Raw genomic sequence first — 23,635 nt, 5'->3', positions numbered from 1 at the left:
CATAACCAGAAAAAATGATTGTAGAAATTAAAGGGGTAGGGACCACCAATAAAGGAGCACATTTGTTGTTATTGGCCATACTCCAGGAGTTTTCAAGACGTGAAATAAATGCGGAATTTTGTGCCTCCCCAGGATTTGGTATGGATTATTTTTCTGCTGCTAAACATGGATTGAAATTAAAGGTCACCCTCCAATCCAAAATAATTCCCTGGAACAGGGTTTTTACTAAGCTACCACAAAAAACCAGGCGTGCTTATGGTCTTATTTTGGACAGTGAAATTGATCTGGTGTTGGATGCTTCAGGTTTTGCCTATGGAGATTTTTGGGGAGCAAAAAAACCGCTTCTACGATTAAACAATGTAATCAAAGGAAAAACTTCAACGCATACGAAAACCATTCTTTTGCCACAGGCATTGGGACCCTTTAATGAAAAGGAAGTTAAGGATTCGTTTCAAAAAGTGGTGGATAGCGTAGATTTAATATTTGCCAGAGATACGGATTCTCTGAAAAACCTGACGAACAATTACGGGGATCAAAGCAAATTTTTATTGGCACCCGATTTCACCAATTCATTGGAAGTTGATGCCAAGGAAACTTACCCTGAAGGGAATGTTTGCATTGTCCCAAATTATAAAATGAATTCGGAAGGTAAAGAGAATTACACTTCCTTTTTAAAGGATGCAATCAATTTTTTACTAGCGCAAAATGCACGGCCTTATTTTCTGATTCATGAAGGAGAGAAGGACAAGGCCATAGCTGATAAGATCAATGAAGCGCTTAAAATTAACCTTCCTATTGTCATGGAAGAGGATCCTTTAATGATAAAGAAAAGGATCAAAGCCTCCCAATTAATAATTGTTTCCCGTTTTCATGGTTTGGTAAGTGCTTTGTGCCAGGGAGTGCCTGTGATCGCTACTTCGTGGAGTCACAAATACAAAATGTTGTTGCAAGATTACAATCAATCTGAAGCTTTAGTGGACATAAACAATTACAAAAAAGAGGAACTTAAAGCCATGATAAAATCAAGATTGGTTCTTTCAAAGCAAGAATACCAGAACAAACAAAAGGACATCATTAAGGAACAAAAAAACAGAACCAAGGCCATGTGGGACAAAGTTTTTGACCTTATAAAGTGATGGTCTCAAAGCATTAATTTTTAATAGGAATAGAAGAAATAGCGTAAAAAGAATATATGCCCTACGAGATTAAAGAACAAAAAGTGCTGGTAACCGGTGGTGCTGGTTTTATAGGATCAAATCTAATAGACAGCTTATTGGAAAATGGAAATACTGTAGTTTGCCTGGATAATTTTGCTACTGGGAATATTAAGAACCTGGAAGTTGCCCAAAAAAACTCAAATTTTACCCTTATCGAAGGAGATATTCGAAATAGAGACACCTGCATGGAGGCTGTTGCAGGTTGTGATTATGTGTTTCATCAAGCGGCCTTGGGGTCGGTTCCCAGATCCATTGATGATCCCATAACGAGTACAGAAGTCAATATACTAGGCTTTGTGAACATGCTTTTTGCTGCAAAGGAATCAGGAGTAAAACGTTTTATTTATGCTGCCAGTTCTTCCACTTATGGCGATCACAAAGCCTTACCTAAGGTAGAGCATGTCATAGGTAATTCCCTTTCCCCTTATGCCATTACCAAGTATGTAGATGAACTTTTCGCTAAGAATTTTTCAGATATCTATGGCATAGAAACGGTAGGCTTGCGGTATTTTAATGTGTTTGGTCGGAGGCAAGATCCGAAAGGCGCTTATGCGGCGGTCATACCCAAATTTGTTTCCAATCTATTGCAACACAAAAGCCCACAGATCTATGGGGATGGAAGTTATTCCAGAGACTTTACCTATATAGACAATGTTATTCAAGCCAATCAATTGGCGGCGGCAGTACCTACAGCCGTTTTTAAAGATAAGCTAAAGCAATATCAGGAGAATTCTCCAGGGGTACCGGAGGTAAGTGAAGATGCTACCATTTCTGAAGTTTTTAATGTGGCTTATGGAGAACGGGCTTCTTTAAATGAATTGGCTGAAGCATTGAAAAAAGGGCTTTCCCATTACGATAGTGCCATTTATGATGTGAAATTTCAGTACGGCGTTAACAGAGCAGGGGATGTACCCCATTCTCAAGCATCAATTCAAAAAAGTCAAATGATTTTAGGCTATTCCCCACAATTCTCTCTTGAAAGAGGATTGGAAGAAGCTTGTGCTTGGTATTGGGAGTATTTGAAATAAGGTTGTTTTTGGATTAAAGAAAATTGCTGATTTTTATTAAAAGTTGAAAAACAAAACTTGATTTTAACAAGATTTGTTATACTTTTGTGGTGTTCTCATTTACTGTGACTGACGGGGTGAAACTGCATATCAACCATTAATTTTTTGCGCATATACAGATGTTTTAGTTTGAAATTTTCCCAATAACCAAATCTTATTACAATAATTTTTAATATACGAATATTTAGATTTCCCATCGTTAAAAACGTATGTTATCACAAAAATGATATATTTTCTATGTTTTTTCACTTCTCAACAGTAATCGCTTAAATGAATTAAGGGAATTGTTCTGGATTTGGAAATTTAATCTTCAGGTCAAATTAAGTAGAAGTTATAGTAAATAATAAAAATTAAATTTTGGATAAATAGTATTGAAAAGGATTACAGCGTAATATTTATACTTGGTATAAAACCCAAGAAATTTTTAACCTTAGACTTGGTTAAGTTTATGAACAGAAATGAGCTTTTTTATAACACTAAACAGGTTTTAATAAAAAATTGATACATGGCAAGCAATAGGCAAAATAGTATTCTTGATTTAATCGGGCGAAAAAAACAACTGTTTGAGCATGACCTTGAAAACAAAGAATCTATTCTAAAGGAGATCATTTCATCATCCAAGTTTTTGGTAATAGGGGGAGCCGGTTCAATTGGTCAGGCGGTAGTTAAAGAGATTTTTAAACGAAACCCTTTAAAATTATTTGTAGTTGATATTTCAGAAAACAATTTAGTAGAACTTGTTCGTGATCTAAGAAGTTCATACGGTTATATTGATGGAGATTTTCAAACTTTTGCCTTAGACATTGGATCTTGGCAATACGATGCATTTGTTGATAAAAGTGGGGATTTCGATTATGTTTTGAATCTATCTGCATTGAAGCACGTGCGTAGTGAAAAAGATGCATTTACTTTAATGCGAATGATTGAAGTAAATATTTTTAACACTGTAAAAACAATACAGCAAAGTATTGAACAAAAAGCTAAAAAATATTTCTGCGTTTCTACTGATAAAGCAGCTAATCCAGTGAACATGATGGGCGGCTCAAAGAAAATTATGGAAATGTTTGCAATGCGAGATAATAAGGAGATTGCCATTTCAATGGCACGCTTTGCCAATGTCGCTTTTTCTGATGGATCACTTTTACACGGGTTTAATCAACGTATTCAAAAAAGGCAACCTATAGTAGCACCAAATGATGTTCGGAGGTATTTTGTTACCCCTCAAGAATCAGGTGAGTTGTGTTTGTTGTCATGCATTTTTGGTGAGAATAGAGATATATTCTTCCCAAAGATGAGTGAAGATTTACACCTAATAACCTTTTCAGAAATAGCAATTCGATTTCTGAAAGACTTGGGTTATACTCCTTACTTGTGTGAGAGTGAAGATGAGGCAAGAAGACTCATGGAAACTTTACCACAGAAGGGTGAATGGCCGTGTTTGTTTACTGCAAGCGATACCACAGGTGAAAAGGATTTTGAAGAATTTTTTACGGATAAAGAAACCTTAGATTTAAATTCCTTCGAAAATCTAGGCATAATAAAAAATAGTTTTACGGATAACGAAAAGCAACTAAAGCATTTTGAAAATTCCATTAACGCTATGAAGAAAGAATCCTTTGACAAAGAAGATGTGGTGAAGTTATTTCATGAAATGATTCCAGGGTTTGGACATCAGGAAAAAGGGAAATATCTAGACAGTAAAATGTAACAAAGCACCCAATGACAAATCAACTTAAAGATATAGTAGATTCTATCAGAAAGCAGTTCAACACTGCTGATTTTATTCCTTTGCACGTTCCGCAGTTTTGGGGAAAGGAGAAGGAATACCTTTTGGATACCATTGACAGCACTTTTGTTTCCTCGGTTGGTGCTTATGTAGATCGGGTGGAGGAGCAAATGGCTCAGCTTACCAAGGCGTCAAAGGCAACAGCAGTAGTAAATGGCACAGCAGGACTTCAGGTAGGCTTGCGCGTGGCAGGGGTTCGTCCTGGTGAGGAGGTGCTTACCCAAGCACTTACTTTTGTGGCTACAGCCAACGCTATTGCCTACAATCATGCTATCCCTGTATTTCTTGATGTAGACAGAGATACTATGGGACTTTCTCCACAAGCTCTGCGTATTTTTTTAGAGGAATTTGGCGAGTTGCGTGAAGGTGGCTGCTACAATAAGAAAACCAACAAACGAATAGCGGCCTGTATGCCCATGCATACTTTTGGGTTTATGTGTCGCATAGATGAAATCGTTTCCATCTGCAACGCATGGGAAATTCCAGTAGTGGAAGATGCCGCTGAAGCGTTGGGAAGTAAATACAAACAACAATCCGCCGGCACCTTTGGTCAATCAGGAGTATTTTCTTTTAACGGTAATAAAATCATAACCTCTGGAGGTGGTGGAATAATTGTGTCGGCCGATCCTCAGTATGCCGAAAAAGCAAAATATTTAACCACTACAGCCAAGGTTCCTCACAAATGGGAATATGTGCACGATGAGCTGGGGTATAATTTTAGAATGCCTAATTTGAATGCTGCTTTGCTTAGTGCTCAATTGGAAATGTTTGAGCAATATATAGAAGCCAAGAAGGGTTTATACGTCGAATATCAAGAGATATTTGATAAATCTGGTATAGACTTAGTGTCCATACCAGATGGTACTGACTGGAATTATTGGTTGATGAGTGTTTCTTTGGCAGATAAAGAAGCGCGTGACGCCTTTCTCAAGGAAACGAATGAAAATGGTGTCATGACACGTCCAATTTGGCAATTGATGTATCGATTGCCCATGTATGCAGCTTGTCAACGTGATGCCCAGACAAATGCGGAATTTTTAGAAGAACGAATAGTAAACATACCTAGTAGTGCAAGAAACCCCAAATTTTAATGAATTTACCTGACTTTATCCTCATTGGAGAAACAAAAAGTGGAAGTACCTCATTATTCAACTATCTGATCCAACATCCAAAAATTAAAGATACGTTAGGAAATGGTGATGATGTTGATGGTAGCTATGCTACTAAGGAAATAAGATATTTTGATCGCTACTACGATAGGGGATTGGAATGGTATAAATCATGTTTCCCGGAAACAGCGCCTGGGGAGTTGACAGGTGAAGCCACTCCTATGTACATGTATAGGTCAATGGTCCCATTCAGAATAAAAAAAGAAGTGCCAGAGGCTAAGTTTATTGTGATTTTACGTAATCCGGTAGATAGACTCTATTCTAATTTCCAGCATTATTTCAAATGGGTCCCAAATTTCTCAACACAGTACCCAACTTTTGAGCAATACTTACAATCGTGTAATGACCGAGATTATTTTATGATTGATAAGGGTTTGTACTACCAGACCCTTGTAAAATGGTTTAAATATTTTGAGAGAGATCAATTCTATATTCAAACTACAGAGAACTTACACAAGTCTCCCCAAACCATATTTTCTGAACTACTACAATTTTTAGGACTTGATAACTTTGAGTTGAATTCATTTGAAGTTTTTCGTGAAAATAAGTATGAGGAAATGAAGCCCGAAACCAGAGTTATGCTGGAAGAGTTTTATAAACCCTATAATAAGGAATTAAAGGATTTTCTTAAAATCGACCTTAACTGGTAAGAATATGAGAGCACAAGTAAAATTAGAGGAACTACTTGATAAGTATGCCATTGACTTTGGTGAAACAATTCATGATGCATTAAAGCAAATGGATAATAGCAAGGCAAAGTTACTGATAGTACTAAAGGATAGAAAGTTTTACAGTATTGTTAGTGTGGGTGATATCCAAAGAGCTATCATTTCGGATGTATCGCTTGACACAAAGTTAGATAAGGTGCTTCGGCCAAAAGATAAAATCAAGATAGCAAGAGAGGGGGATTCACTTGAATCAATAAAGGCTGTGATGCTTGCTCTTCGGATTGAGTTTATGCCACAAGTTGATGATTATGGCAATATCGTTGAAATTCTTTTTTGGGATCAATTATTCGATCATGAGTCGGAGCTTAAGCAAAGGTTAATCGACGTACCGGTAGTAGTAATGGCCGGAGGGAAAGGAACAAGACTAAGACCGCTGACTGCTGTTTTGCCAAAACCACTTTTGCCAATTGGTGATGAGCCAATCCTTACCAAAATCATGGCCACCTTTAAAAAAGTAGGTTCAACGTCTTTTTTTATTTCGGTAAACTATATGCACGAAATAATTAGAGCGTACTACAACTTAATGAGGGATGAAAGTATTACCCTGGATTATGTAATGGAGGATAAACCGCTTGGCACAGCTGGTAGCCTTACCCTTTTGAAGAATAAAATCAAATCTACCTTTTTTGTTTCCAACTGCGATATTTTGATTGATCAGGATTATGGCGAAGTGCTGGAGTATCATAGGGAAAACGAAAATATGATTACCATTGTAGGAGCCCTTAAACAATACTCTATTCCGTATGGTACTCTTAATGTTTCTGAAGGTGGCCTTTTAGAAAGTTTGTCGGAAAAGCCGAATTTGAATTATATTATTAATACAGGCGTATATGTAATTGAGCCAAAGGTTTTGGAACTTATACCAGAAAATGAGTTCTTCCATATTACCCACTTAATTGAAAAAGCCAGGGCTACAGGAAATAGAGTTGGTGTATTTCCTGTAAGTGAAAAATCATGGACAGATATAGGTGAATGGGAATCCTACTCTAAATTTTTAGAAAATTCAATGTAACCAATGATGATTAAAAAGTTATTGAGAAAACTGGTAAAGTGGGGTTTAAGTACTTTAAAGGAAGATAAAGAGGTATTGTACAAAATCGGTAACACCAAGCATCACAATGCCTTTGTAGATGGGCTTACTCCACAGTTTGTTGAAATAGGTGATTTATTTGTTTCAGCTCCGGGGTCTTATATTGTTTCACATGATTCTAGCACTTTTAGGCATACGGGTAAATATAGAATAGAGAAAGTAACCATAGGAAACAGGGTGTATTTAGGAGCTAATTCAGTAGTTTTACCAGGGGTAACTATTGGTGACAATGCTATTATAGGCGCTGGTTCCGTAGTTTCAAAAGATGTAGCGGCCAATACAGTTGTTGCGGGGGTTCCTGCAAAGTACATGTGCACTGTAGAGGAGTACATAAAAAAATGTGAGGCTAAAGATTGTCTTTATGAAGCCCCTGAGTCTTTTCAAAAATTATTGAGGAATGAACGCCCAAACAGAGCTGATTTTAAGGAGTTTCAAAATAAAGTAGTCGCTGAGGCCAAGGAGCGCGGTAAGCTATGAAGGCCTACTTCAAAAGAGTAACCGCATTTATTCAGGAATACCGATCAAGAAAAGGGGGGTATGTATTTGTTGCAAATATTTTAGTGAAGTTTAATGCTTTGCTTTTATCTTTTTTTATTGTCCGCATAATTTCTAAAGAGGAGTACGGTGATATATCTTATGCCTTGTCAATAATATTTCCACTTACTGCATTTATTGGGCTTGGAGCAAATCACTCATTGCTGAGATTTGGAGCCATTCAAAACACCTTTCTGGAAAAATGGAGTGTATTTAAGTATGCCCAAAGGGTAGGGTTTTACGGGTCTTTAATTTTGGTGGCCTTGGTAATTGCTTTAAGTTCTTTACTTACCCATAACTTGCCCGGAGCACATATTTTCCTGATTATTTTAAGTTTTCAACTTTTGTTTAATCACTGGAACCTTACGCAAAAGAATTTATTCCGAATCTTAAGGTTAAATAACCTTTATGGTTATTCTGGTATTTTTCAGAGTGTCACACTATTAGTAATGAGTATTGGTCTTGCCTTTTTGTTTGGTGGTTTTGGATATGTACTGGCCATGGTTTTGGCACCATTAGTCGCTTTCATATATTACCTGAAGTATTTTAAAAATTTCCCTAAACCAATTAATGTTTCAAATTTGGTAGAGAAACCAGCTTTCTGGAAATATGGTATCTATGTTGGTTTTGGTGCCATAGCTTCTCAGATGCTTTTTAACGTAGGGATTATAATGTTAGGTAATATGTTGCCTGAATCAGAAGAGATTGCGTCTTATAAAGTGGCCAGTCTCGTTCCCTTTAACTTATTGTTTATACCTGCGAGTTTTCTGAAAGGGGATTATGTCTATTTAACCGAAAACTCGAGATCTAAGGAGGTGCTGACAGGTTATGTGAAAAAGTATTTGGGCATGATGTCTCTGGTATCTGTAGGAGTTTTTATAGTTTTTTTTATTTTTTCGGAACCAGTAACGACCCTTTTATTTGGGCAGAAATATGCCAGTTCCCATGTAATTCTAAAGGTTCTTACAGTGGGGGTAATTGGGGCAATGATGTTTAGAAGCCTTTTTGGCAGTATGCTTTTAGCCGTAGGAAAAGCCAATTGGAATGTAACAAATGCATTTACAATTTTAGGCTTGAGTATAATTTTAGGATACTTTTTAATTGGTAGTTATGGTGCAATTGGGGCCGCTTATGCATTATCCATTTCTCTGTGGATAGGCGCATTGTTTTCGGGACTAATGCTATTGATGTATTTAAAACGATATACAAAATGAAATTAGGTGTAATTGGACAGTGCCAGGGAGGTAATGCTGTATTGTGGTTTGAGTTATTTAACAACCACCTGCACGAATACAAAGAGATTGAAGGACTCACTTATATTTGCCGAAATGAAAATGAGCTCAATGCTAATTTTAAAATCATTGAGCTATATGGGAAAAAACCGAAATCAAGCAGCCGGTATGTGAAAAAATTGAAACAAGTTTTTTGCTCAAAGGTTACCAATCCGATATACTTTTCACTTGTTTTGCCCAAAAAGGATTTCGATGTTATTCATATTCAGGGGAATTATGCGCCTGCATTTAACCTTCAAATAATTGAAAACACGCGTGCCAAAGTCGTCTTACAGATTCTGGGAAGCGATTTTTATCAGAACTATGCCAATGAGCGATCAAGCCCCGCTGTGAGAGCTCAGTTTGTGGACGTACTTAATAAAGTTGATCAAATTGTTTGTTCAAGAGAATCTTCAAAACAAGATTTATTGCGCTTGTTTCCATTTATTGAAAACAAACTATCCGTAATCAGGTTAGGCACAAGTAGAAAGTGGCTGAATGTTAAGTTAAAAGATCCAGCTATTAAGGGAGAAGGTAGGAAAGCCGTGACTTTTTTGTCTACCAGAGGCCTGTATAAATACAATAATGTGGATGTATTGGTTGAGGCCTTTTGCAAGGTGTATCAGCATAGGAAGGAAGATGCAGTTCTAAACATTATAAATGGTTATGGGAATGATGAGACTACCATTAAGAAGGTCAGGAATTTGGTTGAGCAATACTCCTGCCAGGACATTGTTAATTTGGTAATAAATAAATGGGTCTCCGAAGAGGAGTTGATGGAATATTATCGTCAAGCGGATTATAACTTCTGCATTGGTTCAACAGATCAGCTTAGTGTGAGTATCACTTATGGCTTAATAACCGGGGCAACAAATGTGTTGTCACCACTCGATACTTATTTTGAATTAAGAGATTCAGGCTACAGATCATTGAAAATTTTAAAAGAGGTTACAGTTCAAGAGCTTTCGGCATTTTTTGAAAATGCTGAGGTTACTGATTTTCCCCTATTATTAGCCGATCGAGAAAAGGCTAATAAGGAGCACATTGCTACAGAAAATTTCAAGAAATTCATTAATGTATATCAAAAGGCTCTTGCCTCCGTTTAATTATTGCCATTTAATTCCAAGATCAAAATAAAATAAATTATGTCACAAGTACTTTTTGTCATCGGATTTCCCAGAAGTGGTACCAAGCTTTTATTACAATTGTTGCGTACGCATCCTGAAATTTCGGGTGCTGGTGTAGAGGTTAACCTGGCCCACCAATTGAATGCTGGAACCACTGACGAGCAATTTATTAAGATGATGGAAGGCTCTACCTTTTGGGATAATGTGAGTAAAGAAAGCCGGAAACGAATAAATAAGTTTCTTCAAGAAAACAGCATCAGCAGCTCTGGTTCACTTGAAAACTTTTATGCTGAATTTGTGAGGGCCTGCGATGATGGCAAAGAGGATGTTAACTATGTGGTAGACAAAAGTCCTCGTTATATCACTCGTGCTCAACATCTGCTTCAAACCTTCCCCAACGCTCGGTTTATCCATATTATCAGAGATGTGCGTGCAGTGTCCAAATCACATAATCAGGTTTGGGGAAAAAATATATTCCGGGTGGCAGATCAATGGAATAAATGTGTAACAAGCTTTTTAAAGAGTGGAAAAAATGAAAGTAGGGTATTAGAGCTTCGTTATGAGGATTTAGTAGAAAAGCCTGAAGAGAACCTAGGCGATATTTCAGCATTCTTAGGCCTGACTAATGAGTTCGACTTTAAAAATGTTTCTTCTAATGAAGTGCATGGCAAAGCCGTAACCAAGGGAGTTGTTAGAAATACCGATCGCGAAAAGTTTGATGAAAAGCAACAAAGACAGATTGAAGGCATTGCTTTTAAAGGACTTACTGAATATTCATACCCAATAGAATTTGCGAAAGAATCAATTTCATTACCGTTTCGCAAACGGCTGCTATTGTTTACAAAAGACCAATTGAATCTTTTGCAATTTCACGTAAAAGAGAAAGGAATGTTGAAAGGTACCCGCTACTATATAAGATTGATACGTTAATTTAACTGATGAAAAAAGTCTTTTATTAAATTTTTAGCAATTGCAAACTGAATTTGTGGTTATGAATGGCAGTAGTATAAATCTTACATATTGCCCACAATTGGATTTAAGTGGTTTAGAACAAATGAAATACGTATCTAATTATATATTAGGGATAAATTCCCAATTCCAGAGAAATCAAATTCCAGATAGTTTTAAGACGCTGTTAATTAATTTTTCTCCAAGAGCATACAACCTTTATCAATTTTTAGCCAAATAATTTGACAATTGCGAAGAATGCTGAAACGGGCATACCATTTCAATTGTCCTATGAAAATTTTTAAAGGATATATTTATTATTAAAAGTTAAAATTTTGACAGATCAATTATTGCTTAAGTTTATTAATTCCTCACAAAAGTTATTGTGTAATCTCTATTTGGAGAATGGTCTTCCAGAAGCGAAAAATGGACCCTATAATGATACTGAAACGAAAGCAAGAGGATTGGCGCATATGCTTGTTTTAATATCTAACAATATTCAAATACCTAATTCAAAATCAACCGAAATAAGAGAATTACAAAGCAAAATATTCCATGAAATACTGGATTTCCAAAACAAAAAAAATCCTGCCTATTTTAAATTAAGAGTAAAAGAAGGTAAAGATGAAGTGAATGGCGTGATAGGAATTGCCTGGATAATTGAAGGCTTGTGTGCCTATTATGAATCTACTCAAGATATTGATGTTTTGGACAAAATTAAGAGCATTGTATCTGCTATAAAATTCTCGGAAGAACATAAATTGTGGTTTGTCCCTTCCCTAAAAGAGGAATATAAATTGGATTATACTTTTAATCACCAGCTTTGGTTGGCATATGCACTATATTATTTTTCGAGTATATCTGATATTGATATTCCAGAAGTTAAGCTATTTTTTAATGGTCTAGATAAAAAATTTAAAACGAACAGGTCAGGTAGAATTGCTCATTCCATTCCAAGAGTATCCAATATAAAATCAAAATCAAAATTCCTAATTAAAAAGTTGTATCTTAGTTACTTAGAAAAAATTAAAAATAAAACTGTAGATTATAAGGAATCTGGTTACCATATTTTCAATTTATTCGCCTTTGCAAGATTAAAACAGTTAAACTTTGTACATCCATTTTTTAATTCAGCACCATTCAAAAAATCGGTTAATTATGGGCTTTCTAAAAACTTATTTGAAAAGTTAAAAGATGACAATCATTCTGTAGATATTTTCAACGTAAATGATAATTACCTACCCTTTAATAAGTATGGATTTCCTTATAATGTATCCGGATTTGAGTTTATGCTAGTCAATAAAGTATTTAATAAGCAAGATAGAAACACTGTAAATCTAAAAGATGAATATTTAATTTTTCAATTGGATCAAGTTTATAGATGGGATGAAGGTGAGTTGAATTTAAATGACTTCAATACTCAAGATAATATTAATGCTCTTTTCCGTGCTTATGAACTTACTTGGTACCTAAGATAAATGAAGGTTTCCAATATATTTATTTTTGCAGCCTGTTTAGTGGTTTTTAATCAATACAGTTTTCCTATAGGAGGAGTTAATATTACACTCGATCGTTTATTACTTCTTTTAGGATTACCCTTTTTATTGTTTACCATAGATTGGACTAAAGTCAATAAGACGATATTGTTTTTTATTAGTGCCCTAATTATTACTACTTTTCTTACAATTATGATTGGTAAAAGTAATGAGACTTCTAGCCTCAATTATTACTTGCCTGTATATATTTATTGTCTAATTCTTTTTTTCCTTAGTGCTGTATACATCACTCAATATATAGGAGATGCTGAAATTATTAAAATCCTAAAGTTTCATATATTGGTTATCGCGTTTTTTTCAGCGTATACTTATTATTTCTTATTATTTAAGGGAACTTTTGAGTTTAATTATCCTTTGAGTAATTTTCTTCCCGACTTTGCAAATGATGCGCATAAATTTTCAATGTTAAGGTCCAATAGGTTATGGTTTCCAGAATCTTCTGCCCCAAGACTTGGCTTTCTTACTGGGTTTATAGGTTTATATTTTTTACTTCATTATATAAATAAAAAAAATGACAAAAGCTATTTATTTTATTTTATTCTAGCGACATTAGTAATGTTTGGAACACTTAGCAGGTCTTCAATGATTTCTTTTTTTTTAGCGATTTTAACCTATGTTTTTTATATTTTAGTTAAAAGGAAAAGCCAATCTTTAAAAATTAAACCTGTAATTAGAATAGCAATATTTAGTTTCTTTGCTTTAACATTATTTCTATCTTTTGGATTGTTTGATGCGTCACGATTATTAGAATTGGATCTTGAAGACGGCTCTAGTGTTGGACATCTTGCTATTCGAATGGAGGTTCTAAATATAATGTCAGGGTCCGATATTTTAACATTAATTTTCGGTAATGGAATTGGCTCCATGTCTTCATTGTTAAACATTTCCAGTGCTCATTCTAGCTACTTCACTATTTTATTTGAAAGGGGACTATTAGGTCTTGCAATATTTTTAGGTCTTTATTTATCTATGTTTAGAAATTCCTTTAAAGTAAGATTTGTTTCTAATAATTTTGATGGTGATTTAATATTATTATGTAGTTTTTTGTTTTATTCTCACTGGTTATACGAAGCTTCTATGGTACCTATGTACTGGCTTTATACTGGAATTTTATTTGGTTTAGTCTCTAGGAAATTTAATATTACTCAATGATTAGCATTATATGTCCCTTTTTTAATGGTAGTAGTTTTATTTCTACTTTTATTAATAGTTACCTGCAATTGGAGTCCAGGAATACGATTGAACATGAATTGATATTTGTCAATAATATGAGCACGGACAACAGTGAGTCCGTACTTCAAGACTTAGTCCAAAAAAACAACTTAGATGATATTGTGAAGATTCTTTATTATAAAGATAAAGCAAGTTCCTATGCTGCTAGAAATTTTGGAGCGAAACATGCAAATGGTGGTATTTTGCTTTTCGTTGATATTGATGTGTGGTTTAAACCAGATTGGTTGGAAATCATGAAAGAAGAATTAAAAATCACTGATTTGGTTGCTGGAAATGTTCTTTTAATTGTAAAGGATGAGAATAATTTAAGTGAACACTATGATAGGGCATTCAGTTTTGATCTTCAAAAATACGCTCAAGAAAATACAGGAATTACAGCAAATTTAGGATGTAATAAAGAAGTATGGAAAAATCTTGATGGGTTCAAAGAATTGACTTCGGGTGGAGATAGAGAGTTTTGTTTAAGATCCTATTCCAAAGGTTTTTCCTTTAAATTTTCTGCTAAAGCAATTTGCTTTCATCCTTGTAGGGATTCTTTTGAAGAAAATTTGAAAAAGGTACGAAGGGTGGCATTAGGTAAGTATGAACAAAACCTCTCTAAAAATGCATTTTTTAAGTTAAAATTAATTTTAAAAACAATTGTATTAAGTGTAATCCAACCCAATACTTTTAGAAGATTAAAACTTTATTTTAAGAATAATCCAAACGTTTCACAAATTGAATTAACCCTATATGCTTATAAGTTAGGATTTTTAAGTCGTATGAAATTTATTGGTTTATATATTTTTAATTCAAATGATTAAAATTAATTTAGTTTATCTTAGTTATCTTCATTATAGAGATTCTCTTTTTAAAGAAATTTCAAAGAAATCTAACTTCGAACTCTGGTGTGGTGATGTTAATCCATATGTAGGTATTGATGGTAGAATTCCAAATAATTTACCTTATAATGTAGTTAAAGCGAAAAACTTTTTTCTGGGTAATGGTCGTCATAGATTAACTTTTCAATTTTTCCCTTTCTTTGATATAATAAAAAACTTTAGTAAAAGAAAAGAGATATGCTTCATATTTTTAGGTGTTGACCCTCATATAATTACTAATTTAATTTACGGTTCTTTATTAAAATTTTGTGGCTTTAAAGTTTCATGGTGGGGACATGGTACTGTTGGTAATGGTCTAGTTCGATTGCTAAGATTATTTCTTTTTAAGAATTGTAATTCTATTTTGGTTTATGGCCATAATGCAGAGGTTTTAAAATTCAAATCTTTAAAAGATAAAGTTCATGTAGTTGGTAATTGTTTGAATTATGAAGATTATAATCATTCTGATGTCGATATTATTAATTCAGATTATAAAAAAATAAACCTTATTTATTCTGGTCGTATTACTTCGAATAAAGAATTGGACTTATTAGTGGATGCAATAATGCAATCCCAAGGTCGGTTTAACTTGTTTGTTTTAGGAAATGGACCGTATCTAGAGAATTTACGTTTAAAAACAAAGGAGTTTACTAATATTCAATATTTGGGAGCACTTTATGGGAATGATGCTCGAAAATACTTTAAAGCCTCCAATTTAATGGTTATTCCAGGTAAAGTTGGCCTTTCTATCGTACATGCTTATAGTCAAAACTTACCTGTTTTAATACATGATTCATTTAAAGATCACAGTCCTGAAAGTGAAATTCATACTGGTAACTCTTATTTTTTATTTCAAAAGGGGAAGGTCAACTCGTTACTTGAGAGATTAAATGAATTATCATTTACATTACTTAATGAGGAAAGTGGGAAATGTAAAAATCGAATAATGGAATTTGGATATACACCGACAATTGTGGCATCCAAAATTGTAAATGCTGTTAATAATGATTAAAAAATTACTTAAATATATAAGAATGAGTTTGCTTTTAACTTTTAAATTTAAGTTAAAACATGGTGAGGGCTTTTATTTAGGATATGGTTGCAGAATTAATCCTTATTCTGTTGAAGTAGGGCGCGATGTTTATATAGGAAATAATTGTCATCTATCTACGGATAAAATCTATATTGGTGATTTTTCTTTGCTTGCCTCTTATGTTTCAATTGTAGGTGGAGATCATAATTTTGATACTATTGGTGTTCCAATTCGGGATACTGGAAGAGCTACACGAATGGGGGTTAAAATAGGTGTTGATTGTTGGATTGGTCATGGAGCTACTATTTTAGATGGTATTGAAATTGGTGATGGAAGTATAATTGCTGCGGGAGCCATAGTGACTAAAAATATCCCCCCTTTTAGTATTGCTGCTGGAATTCCTGCAAAAGTAATTAGAAGTAGATTTTCAGAAAATGATGCAAAAAATCATCTAAGGCAACTTCAAAAATACCGTTGTTCTTGAATAAAATTTTTAGAAAAATCATTTTTGAACTATCAAAAAATATATTGTAATCAATTTTATTCTTATTATTTTATTTATTTTTCTATGTAAATTAGTTAAATATAGATGAGGAAAATTATTAGTGGGCTGTTCCTAATTTCAAGTTCGGTATTGTTATATTAAAGGTTCCATAAAAATTTCCTATTATTGGAAATATAAAAGATTCGTTTAAGGTATTGCAAGTTAAAATATTTGCTTTTATTATCTGTAACTTCTATTTATCATGATATGCGACTTTGGTAGAAATTTAAAATTAGGATTTTGTTTCTCCAAAAAGGGCGACCAAATTGAAAACTTTTTATTGGTTTTCTTGTATTCAGTTTAATGACAATTATTAAAAATTCAATAAATAAATAGTTTTGAAACAAATTATCCAAGACCTGAAAGACGGCAATACGATATTGGAGGAAGTTCCTGCTCCTTTGGTTAAATCAGGGCAAGTGTTGATACAAACTACCCGTACCTTAGTTTCCTTAGGAACAGAAAGGATGCTGGTTGAATTTGGAAAGGCTAATTTTCTTCAAAAAGCCAGGCAGCAACCTGACAAGGTAAAACAAGTCCTTGACAAGGTGAAAACAGATGGTTTAAAGCCAACTGTAGAAGCGGTTTTTAATAAATTGGGACAGCCACTTCCTTTAGGTTATTGCAATGTTGGGAAAGTAATAGCAGTTGGAAAAGGTGTGCAGGAATTCAAAGTAGGAGATAGAGTTGCTTCCAATGGTAACCATGCAGAATATGTTTCTGTACCTCAGAACCTTGTAGCCAAAATACCGAATGAAGTAAGTGATGACGAGGCGGCCTTCACTGTGATTGGGGCCATAGGCTTACAAGGCATTCGATTGGCACAACCTACTTTGGGAGAAACAGTAGTCGTAATTGGCTTAGGTTTGATTGGTTTGATTACCTCTCAATTACTTAGAGCCAATGGCTGTCGTGTGATAGGATTTGATTATGATGGAGCTAAAGTGGCATTGGCGAAGAAACTTGGTATTGATGCCATTAATCCAGCTGAGGGAACTGATCAGGTGCAATATCTTGAGTCCATTACAGGTGGTATTGGAGCAGATGCAGTGATTATTACCGCTTCGAATAAAAGCAATGAAATTATTGCCCAATCGGCCAAAATGTCTCGAAAAAGAGGAAGGATTATTTTGGTTGGAGTAATTGGATTAGATATCAGTAGAGCGGATTTTTATGAAAAAGAACTTTCTTTTCAAGTGAGTTGCTCTTATGGTCCTGGTAGATATGATGAAAATTATGAACAGAAAGGGCAGGATTATCCTATAGGCTTTGTCCGCTGGACGGAAAAAAGGAATTTTGAGGCGGTTTTAAATGCGATTGCCCAAAAGCATATTGATGTAATGCCATTGATTACGGAGCGAGTTCCTTTGAATAACTTTGATCAAATTTATGGTAATATGGCTGGTTCAAAGTCAATTGCTTCCTTGCTTGTTTATGAAGACAAAAAGAAAGAACCTTCAAGATCAATAGTATTGTCATCCAAAACCTTTTCTGGCAGTAAAGGTGTCTTGGGTATAATTGGTGCAGGCAATTTTACCAGCGCCATGATTCTTCCTTCTCTCAAGAAAACCGATGCGGCAATAAAATACATTGCCAGTTCAGGCGGGTTATCCGGAACCACACTTGCAAAGAAATATGGTGTGGCCCAGTCTACCACTGATTATCATACTATGCTCAAAGATGAGGAGGTAGATTTAGTTTTGATTACCACAAGGCACAATTCACATGCCGTGATGGTGAAAGAAACGCTACAAGCAGGAAAGCATGTTTTTGTAGAAAAACCGATGGCTTTAAATGCGCAGGAATTAGAGGAAATCATCGATGTATATCAGGGTCAGGACAAAACGGTCACTGTTGGATTTAATCGACGCTTTGCTCCGTTGGCCAGAAAAATGAAATCGCTTCTTGGAACTGGAAATACCCCAATACATATTGTGGCTACTATGAATGCTGGCGCCATTCCTGCCAATGTGTGGGTTCATGATATGGAAGTGGGCGGTGGTAGGATAATAGGGGAGGCTTGCCATTTTATTGACCTCTGCACCTACCTGTCCGGTTCTCAAGTGAAAGCTGTATGCATGAATGCCTTGGGGACGAATCCCGAAGAGAACACTGACAACGCTTCCATTTTATTAAAATACGAGAATGGCACCAATGCTGTAATCAATTACTTTGCTAATGGAAGTAAAGCTTATTCAAAGGAAAGGGTAGAAGTGTATAGCCAGGAAAGAACTTTAGTGATGGACAACTGGCGGAAATTGAAAGGATATGGATTCAATGGTTTTAATGGAGATTCTTCATCTCAAGATAAAGGTCACGGGGAACAGTTTAAACTTCTGGTTAATTCTGTTAAAGAAGGTGGTAAGGCAATAATTCCAATGGAGGAGTTAGTCAATACCACTCGTGCCAGTTTTGCTGCCATTCAAAGCCTCAAGCAAGGAGAATGGATAGAAGTAGAATAATAAATCAACAATTTTTCTTAAGTCTAATAAGCTGGATTAAATAATTTTAATTTGATTTCAAAATTAAATACCCTAGTGAGGGTTTTACATACTGTAAGCCACCTGAAACCAATTCAGGTGGCTTATCAGTTAAAAAATCGGTTTACTCATCCTGCGTTACTTCCTGTCTATTATAAAAATTTCAGGGATACGCAAAATAAATTGCTTTTTTCCCCTCTACCAAGTGTGAATGCTGTTTTAAAAGTGTTGGGTAATGATTACCAGTTTACTTTTTTAAATCAGAGTAAAATCTTTTCTCATAAAGTAGATTGGAAGGATGAAAGCTACGGTAAACTATGGAATTACAACCTTCAGTATGCAGACTTTTTAAGACAGGAAAATGTACCTGAAGAAACAAGGCTTTTTTTATTATCAGACCTTTATTCTGCTTTAGAGAATGGAACGTTGCCATTGGAACCCTATCCTGTTTCTCTGAGAATCATGAATGTTATTCGTTTTTTGAATCAATCAAAACAAATGGATGACCTGCTTCTCAAAAGAGTTTTTGGAGAAATTGATTATCTTTCTAAAAACCTTGAGTTTCATTTATTGGGTAACCACCTATTGGAAAACGGATTTGCCCTCTTAATGGGCGGATATTTTTTCAACAATACAAGTTGGATTAGTTTTGCTGAAAAGTTACTAGAAAAAGAGCTTGATGAACAAATATTAGATGATGGAGCTCATTTTGAATTGAGCCCCATGTACCATCAAATCATCCTTTTTCGGGTTTTAGAGGTGCTGGATTATCTGCCTGCAGAAAGCCCTTCGTATGTAATGTTCCACTCAGTTGCAGACAGGATGAATAGCTGGTTAAAGTCCATATCTTTTGACAATGGCGATATTCCTCATTTTAACGATTCAATAGATGGCATTGCTTTTACTACAAACCAATTGTCTGAATTGGCCAATAAGTTAAATGTCCCAAGTCCAAAACAAATTCCCTTAAAATCTTCAGGATATCGAAAATTAAAGGATTCTAAATTTGAACTTGTAGCAGATGTACATGGAATTAGTCCTGATTACCAACCTGGTCATGCACATGCTGATTCATTGTCTTTTGTGCTCTATGCATCTAACCTGCCTTTTATTGTAGATTTAGGTATATCTACCTATCAGATTGGTCCCAAAAGAAGTTTGGAGAGAAGTACCTTTGCCCACAATACGGTTACTCTTGATAATCAGAACACAGCTGAAGTTTGGAGTGGTTTTAGGGTTGGGAGACGACCTGATGTAAAGGTTTTGGAATCCAATAGCTATAGTATTAAAGCTTCACTTGCCTTTGGGAAGTTCGATCACAAAAGGAATTTTAGTTTAGATAAAAAAGGGTTTAAAATAGTCGACCACATTAACTCAAATAAGATTGTCATCTCGCGATTATACCTTCATCCGGATATTAAAGTTATCCTAAATAGTGAAGGGAAAATAGAATTGTCAAATGGAGTAATAGCCACTATTTCAAAGGGTAACGAGGTAAAGGTGAAGGATTATTTTTATAATGTAGGCTACAATTATCAAGTTCCAGCGAGGTATCTGGAAATAACATTTAAAGGTGAGTGCTGTATTAAATTTTTAGTAAAATAATGAAAAGAATTCTGTATTTAACATTTTATTTTAAACCTGATTTATGTGCAGGATCGTTTCGTAATTCTCCACTTTTGGAAGAACTTGCCCGCCAGGGAGAAAACAAAAACATTGAGATAGATGTGTTTACGACTTTACCGAATAGGTACAGTTCTTTTTCTCAAGGAGCGAAAGCAGTTGAAATCAATGGAAATGTCAAAATTGAAAGAATAGCTATTCCTCAACACAATAGCGGCATTAAAGATCAATCCATTAGTTTCAAAACTTATTTTGATGAAGTTAAATCCAGAATAAAAGGCCAGCATTATGATTTGGTTTTTGCTTCTTCCAGTCGGTTATTTACAGCCTACCTGGGATATACCATAGCCAAAAAGAGAAATATTCCACTTTACCTGGACATAAGGGATATTTTCGTTGATACCATCAGTGATGTGCTTAAAAACCCAGTGATTAAATTCGGAGCATTACCTGTTTTGAAGATTATTGAAAAAAAGACTTTTGGATACGCAAAGCATATTAATTTGATAAGTGCTGGTTTTAAACCTTATTTTTCAAACTATAACAAAGCTACATATTCCTATTTTAGCAATGGGATAGATCAGGTTTTTATAGATGAAAATAAACGTGTTACCCAATCGGAAGCAAGGACTGGGAAGAAACGAATAGTTTATGCAGGAAATATTGGGGAAGGTCAGGGTTTACATAAAGTTGTGCCTCAGGCAGCCAAACAACTGAGCCAAAGTCATGAATTTCATATTATAGGGGATGGGGGAGCAAAGAAGCTTCTAATTGATCAGATTGAGGTGGAAAAAGTAAGCAATGTTATTTTGAGAGATCCGATGGGAAGGAATGACCTTATTCAAGAATACCATAGGGCTGATTATCTTTTGATACACCTAAACGATTATGAGGCATTTAAAAAAGTGCTACCCTCTAAGATTTTTGAATTGGCCATGTTCAATAAACCTTTACTGGCTGGAGTAAATGGGTTTGCGAGGGAATTTATCCAGGAAAACTTAGGCGATTCCTTGTTGTTCTTTCCGGGAAGAGCCCTGGAGTTGGTAGATAAATTGAAGAAATATGAATCACAGGAACATGATCCTGTGGATAGGGCAGGTTTTATTCAAAAATTCAATAGAGATGCCATTAATGTGAAAATGGCCAATTCCATAATAGACTTATTAAATTAATGTCAGAAAAGATTCTAATTACCGGTGTCTCAGGTTTTGTAGGGCAAAACCTTTATAAATTCCTGAATATGGAAGGACTAGAGAATATCTTGTCGCTCAGCAGAAACCCAGGAGAGGGAGAGAAGGTGTTGACTTATGATCAATTCTTTGCTGACTTATCGGTCACAGCTACTCATTATGTTCACCTGGCAGGGAAGGCGCACGATTTAAAAAAAACAAGTGACGACCAGGCCTATTTCGATGTCAACTATGGCCTGACTAAAAGGTTGTATGATAAATTTTTGGCGGATCCGGGAGCAAAGAATTTTATTTTTATTAGTTCTGTAAAAGCCTGTGCCGATGAAGTAGATGGTTGGTTAACCGAAGAAACTCTTTGTAATCCCATTACCCCCTATGGAAAATCTAAGCATCAAGCAGAAGAATACATCCTGGCAAATCTTCCTGTCGACAAGCAGGTATATATCCTTCGACCATGCATGATACATGGTCCCGGAAATAAGGGTAATCTTAACTTGCTCTTTGCATTTGCAAAAAAAGGTTTGCCATTTCCTTTGGCCGCATTTGACAACCAACGTTCTTTCTTGTCAGTAGACAATCTTTGCTGGGTAATATTGAAATTGCTCTCTAAAGACATTCCATCAGGAATTTATCAGGTGGCAGATGAGGGGACCTTTTCTACAAACGATTTAATTCGATTGATGGCAGTTTCATTAAACAAGAAAGCCAGACTTTGGGCCATACCCTCTTCACTTATTACCGCTTGTGCAAAAGTTGGAGACAAGCTTCATTTACCCCTTACCTCTGAACGGCTCAAAAAGTTGACGGAAAGCTATAGGGTAAGCAATAAGAAATTAATAACTGCTATCGGAGAGGCTTTACCGGTGACAGCAGAAGAGGGCTTAAAAAAGACTTTTAAGGCCTTCAATTAAATATAATTCCTTAAGATTTAATAATTGCCACAGATTTCCTACGGAATAATCTGTGGCTTTTTTATTTGTCGGTATTTCTAATGCTTTGTTTTTTAAAGTTTCCTTATATTTGCCCTTCTAAAACCAAATTTTTATGTACTATTTCGTTGTTTTTCTATTGCTTTTAGTTGCCCAACTTCTTTATTTTTTTATAGCCAAAAAATTCAGCATTATTGACAAACCCAATGAACGTTCATCCCATACCAAACCTACCATACGTGGGGGAGGAGTCGTTTTTGTGTTGGCTGTATTTTTAGCCTGGATACTTGGAGCAGCCACCTGGCCATTGGCACTGGGCGTTTTGTTGGTAGGTATTGTGAGTATGGTGGATGATATTCGCCCATTGCATCAACTGCCCAGGATTTCAGTGCATTTATTGGCTACAGGACTATTGATCTATGATATCAGTCAAGGTACATCTTTAGGCCTTTGGATTCCAGTTTTGTTTTTTTTATTGATAGGCTGGACCAATTTGTTCAATTTCATGGATGGAATCAATGGCATTACAGTTCTGTATGCCCTGGTAACTTTGCTTACCTTCTATCAACTTCCTGCTTTGGCTTCAGACCAAGAACTGATCGTTCTGGTTGGTATGTCTTGCTTGATTTTTGCATGGTTTAATGTGCGCAAAAAGGCAAAGGCCTTTGCTGGTGATGTGGGCAGTATAAGCATGGCAATGGTCCTCGGATACCTGATGATCAAGTTGGTTTTTATTACCCAAAATCCTTTTTATTTGTTTTTATTTAGCCTCTATGGTGTAGATGCTTGCATGACTATTTTCATCAGGCTTTCTAAGAAGGAAAACATTTTTAAGCCCCACCGAACACACCTGTACCAATACCTGGTAAACGAGAAAGGTTTTACTCATTTATCCATTTCATTTTCCTATGCAGTCCTTCAATTATTGATTAATATTATTTGGATATACGGCATAGGATTGGAAGAAATTCACTGGTTACCAGGATTAATTTTTGTAGGCATATTAATCCCATTTTATTTCTTTTTACGTAGATATGCACAAACTGCGAAAATAAATTTTGACCACTCATAATTTTTCCAATTAATGAAATATTGCAAAATCCTATTTTAAATTAGGAAAAATGTAAGTTCAATAATCAAAAGTGTAATTAGATTTTTTCAGCTTATATAAGCATGTTTTTGTCTATTTAGTTGAAAAAAAAACCTTTGGGTATTGTTCGTGAATGCCTTAGATTTGTTTTCTACCAAGG

The 23,635-nt window shown here is 35.1% G+C and carries 18 protein-coding genes and 2 pseudogenes; all 20 read left to right on the top strand.

Annotation, left to right across the window (positions count from 1 at the left end):
- Window positions 1-14: 14 nt before the first annotated feature.
- A complete protein-coding gene (locus AC0L7T_RS20805) occupies window positions 15-1,136 on the top strand; it encodes a polysaccharide pyruvyl transferase family protein (protein ID WP_473338103.1) in 1,122 nt (373 codons plus the stop codon).
- A gap of 56 nt (window positions 1,137-1,192) precedes the next feature.
- Window positions 1,193-2,245, top strand: a complete 1,053-nt coding sequence (locus AC0L7T_RS20800) for an SDR family oxidoreductase (protein WP_473338102.1) — start codon at window positions 1,193-1,195, stop codon at window positions 2,243-2,245.
- Between the two features lie 544 nt (window positions 2,246-2,789).
- A complete protein-coding gene (locus AC0L7T_RS20795) occupies window positions 2,790-3,992 on the top strand; it encodes a UDP-N-acetylglucosamine 4,6-dehydratase (protein WP_473338100.1) in 1,203 nt (400 codons plus the stop codon).
- An 11-nt stretch (window positions 3,993-4,003) separates the two neighbouring features.
- A complete protein-coding gene (locus tag AC0L7T_RS20790) occupies window positions 4,004-5,161 on the top strand; it encodes a LegC family aminotransferase (RefSeq protein WP_473338098.1) in 1,158 nt (385 codons plus the stop codon).
- Window positions 5,161-5,889: a sulfotransferase domain-containing protein gene (locus tag AC0L7T_RS20785; RefSeq protein WP_473338097.1), complete on the top strand. Its 729-nt coding sequence runs from the start codon at window positions 5,161-5,163 to the stop codon at window positions 5,887-5,889. Before AC0L7T_RS20790 ends, AC0L7T_RS20785 begins: the two co-directional genes overlap by 1 nt.
- A gap of 4 nt (window positions 5,890-5,893) precedes the next feature.
- The gene (locus tag AC0L7T_RS20780) at window positions 5,894-6,979 is read left to right on the top strand and encodes a nucleotidyltransferase family protein (RefSeq protein WP_473338096.1); all 1,086 of its coding nucleotides are present in this window, start codon (window positions 5,894-5,896) and stop codon (window positions 6,977-6,979) included.
- Between the two features lie 243 nt (window positions 6,980-7,222).
- Window positions 7,223-7,534: pseudogene (locus tag AC0L7T_RS20775) on the top strand (DapH/DapD/GlmU-related protein); the annotation flags it as partial.
- Window positions 7,531-8,805 carry an oligosaccharide flippase family protein gene (locus AC0L7T_RS20770; protein WP_473338095.1) on the top strand — a complete coding sequence of 425 codons (1,275 nt, stop codon included), beginning with the start codon at window positions 7,531-7,533 and terminating at the stop codon, window positions 8,803-8,805. The pseudogene AC0L7T_RS20775 and the gene AC0L7T_RS20770, both read left to right, overlap by 4 nt.
- On the top strand, window positions 8,802-9,968 hold the full coding sequence (locus AC0L7T_RS20765; protein ID WP_473338094.1) for a glycosyltransferase family protein: 1,167 nt from the start codon (window positions 8,802-8,804) through the stop codon (window positions 9,966-9,968). Before AC0L7T_RS20770 ends, AC0L7T_RS20765 begins: the two co-directional genes overlap by 4 nt.
- Before the next feature lie 39 nt (window positions 9,969-10,007).
- Window positions 10,008-10,919: a sulfotransferase family protein gene (locus AC0L7T_RS20760; protein WP_473338093.1), complete on the top strand. Its 912-nt coding sequence runs from the start codon at window positions 10,008-10,010 to the stop codon at window positions 10,917-10,919.
- Window positions 10,920-11,272: 353 nt separating this feature from the next.
- The gene (locus AC0L7T_RS20755; protein ID WP_473338091.1) at window positions 11,273-12,415 is read left to right on the top strand and encodes a hypothetical protein; all 1,143 of its coding nucleotides are present in this window, start codon (window positions 11,273-11,275) and stop codon (window positions 12,413-12,415) included.
- Window positions 12,416-13,645 carry an O-antigen ligase family protein gene (locus tag AC0L7T_RS20750; RefSeq protein ID WP_473338090.1) on the top strand — a complete coding sequence of 410 codons (1,230 nt, stop codon included), beginning with the start codon at window positions 12,416-12,418 and terminating at the stop codon, window positions 13,643-13,645.
- Window positions 13,642-14,529 (top strand): glycosyltransferase family 2 protein, encoded by an 888-nt coding sequence (locus tag AC0L7T_RS20745; RefSeq protein ID WP_473338089.1) that lies wholly within the window; start codon window positions 13,642-13,644, stop codon window positions 14,527-14,529. The genes AC0L7T_RS20750 and AC0L7T_RS20745 overlap by 4 nt, the downstream gene beginning before the upstream one ends.
- Window positions 14,522-15,598, top strand: a complete 1,077-nt coding sequence (locus tag AC0L7T_RS20740) for a glycosyltransferase (protein WP_473338088.1) — start codon at window positions 14,522-14,524, stop codon at window positions 15,596-15,598. Before AC0L7T_RS20745 ends, AC0L7T_RS20740 begins: the two co-directional genes overlap by 8 nt.
- Window positions 15,599-15,887: 289 nt before the next feature.
- Window positions 15,888-16,103, top strand: a pseudogene (locus AC0L7T_RS20735) (DapH/DapD/GlmU-related protein); the annotation flags it as partial.
- Window positions 16,104-16,501: 398 nt separating this feature from the next.
- The gene (locus AC0L7T_RS20730) at window positions 16,502-18,625 is read left to right on the top strand and encodes a bi-domain-containing oxidoreductase (RefSeq protein WP_473338087.1); all 2,124 of its coding nucleotides are present in this window, start codon (window positions 16,502-16,504) and stop codon (window positions 18,623-18,625) included.
- A 51-nt stretch (window positions 18,626-18,676) separates the two neighbouring features.
- A complete protein-coding gene (locus tag AC0L7T_RS20725; protein ID WP_473338085.1) occupies window positions 18,677-20,248 on the top strand; it encodes a heparinase II/III domain-containing protein in 1,572 nt (523 codons plus the stop codon).
- Complete coding sequence (locus AC0L7T_RS20720; protein WP_473338084.1) at window positions 20,248-21,438, top strand: glycosyltransferase family 4 protein; 1,191 nt, start codon at window positions 20,248-20,250, stop codon at window positions 21,436-21,438. The genes AC0L7T_RS20725 and AC0L7T_RS20720 overlap by 1 nt, the downstream gene beginning before the upstream one ends.
- Entirely contained in the window at window positions 21,438-22,367 is a 930-nt protein-coding gene (locus AC0L7T_RS20715; protein WP_473338082.1) for an NAD-dependent epimerase/dehydratase family protein, read from the top strand. Before AC0L7T_RS20720 ends, AC0L7T_RS20715 begins: the two co-directional genes overlap by 1 nt.
- Window positions 22,368-22,500: 133 nt before the next feature.
- Complete coding sequence (locus AC0L7T_RS20710) at window positions 22,501-23,457, top strand: MraY family glycosyltransferase (RefSeq protein ID WP_473338080.1); 957 nt, start codon at window positions 22,501-22,503, stop codon at window positions 23,455-23,457.
- Window positions 23,458-23,635: the final 178 nt, after the last annotated feature.

Source organism: Cyclobacterium sp. 10D3-21 (assembly GCF_055809755.1).
Note: the sequence above shows the minus strand (reverse complement) of the source record. Positions and strands in the feature narration are given on the sequence as shown.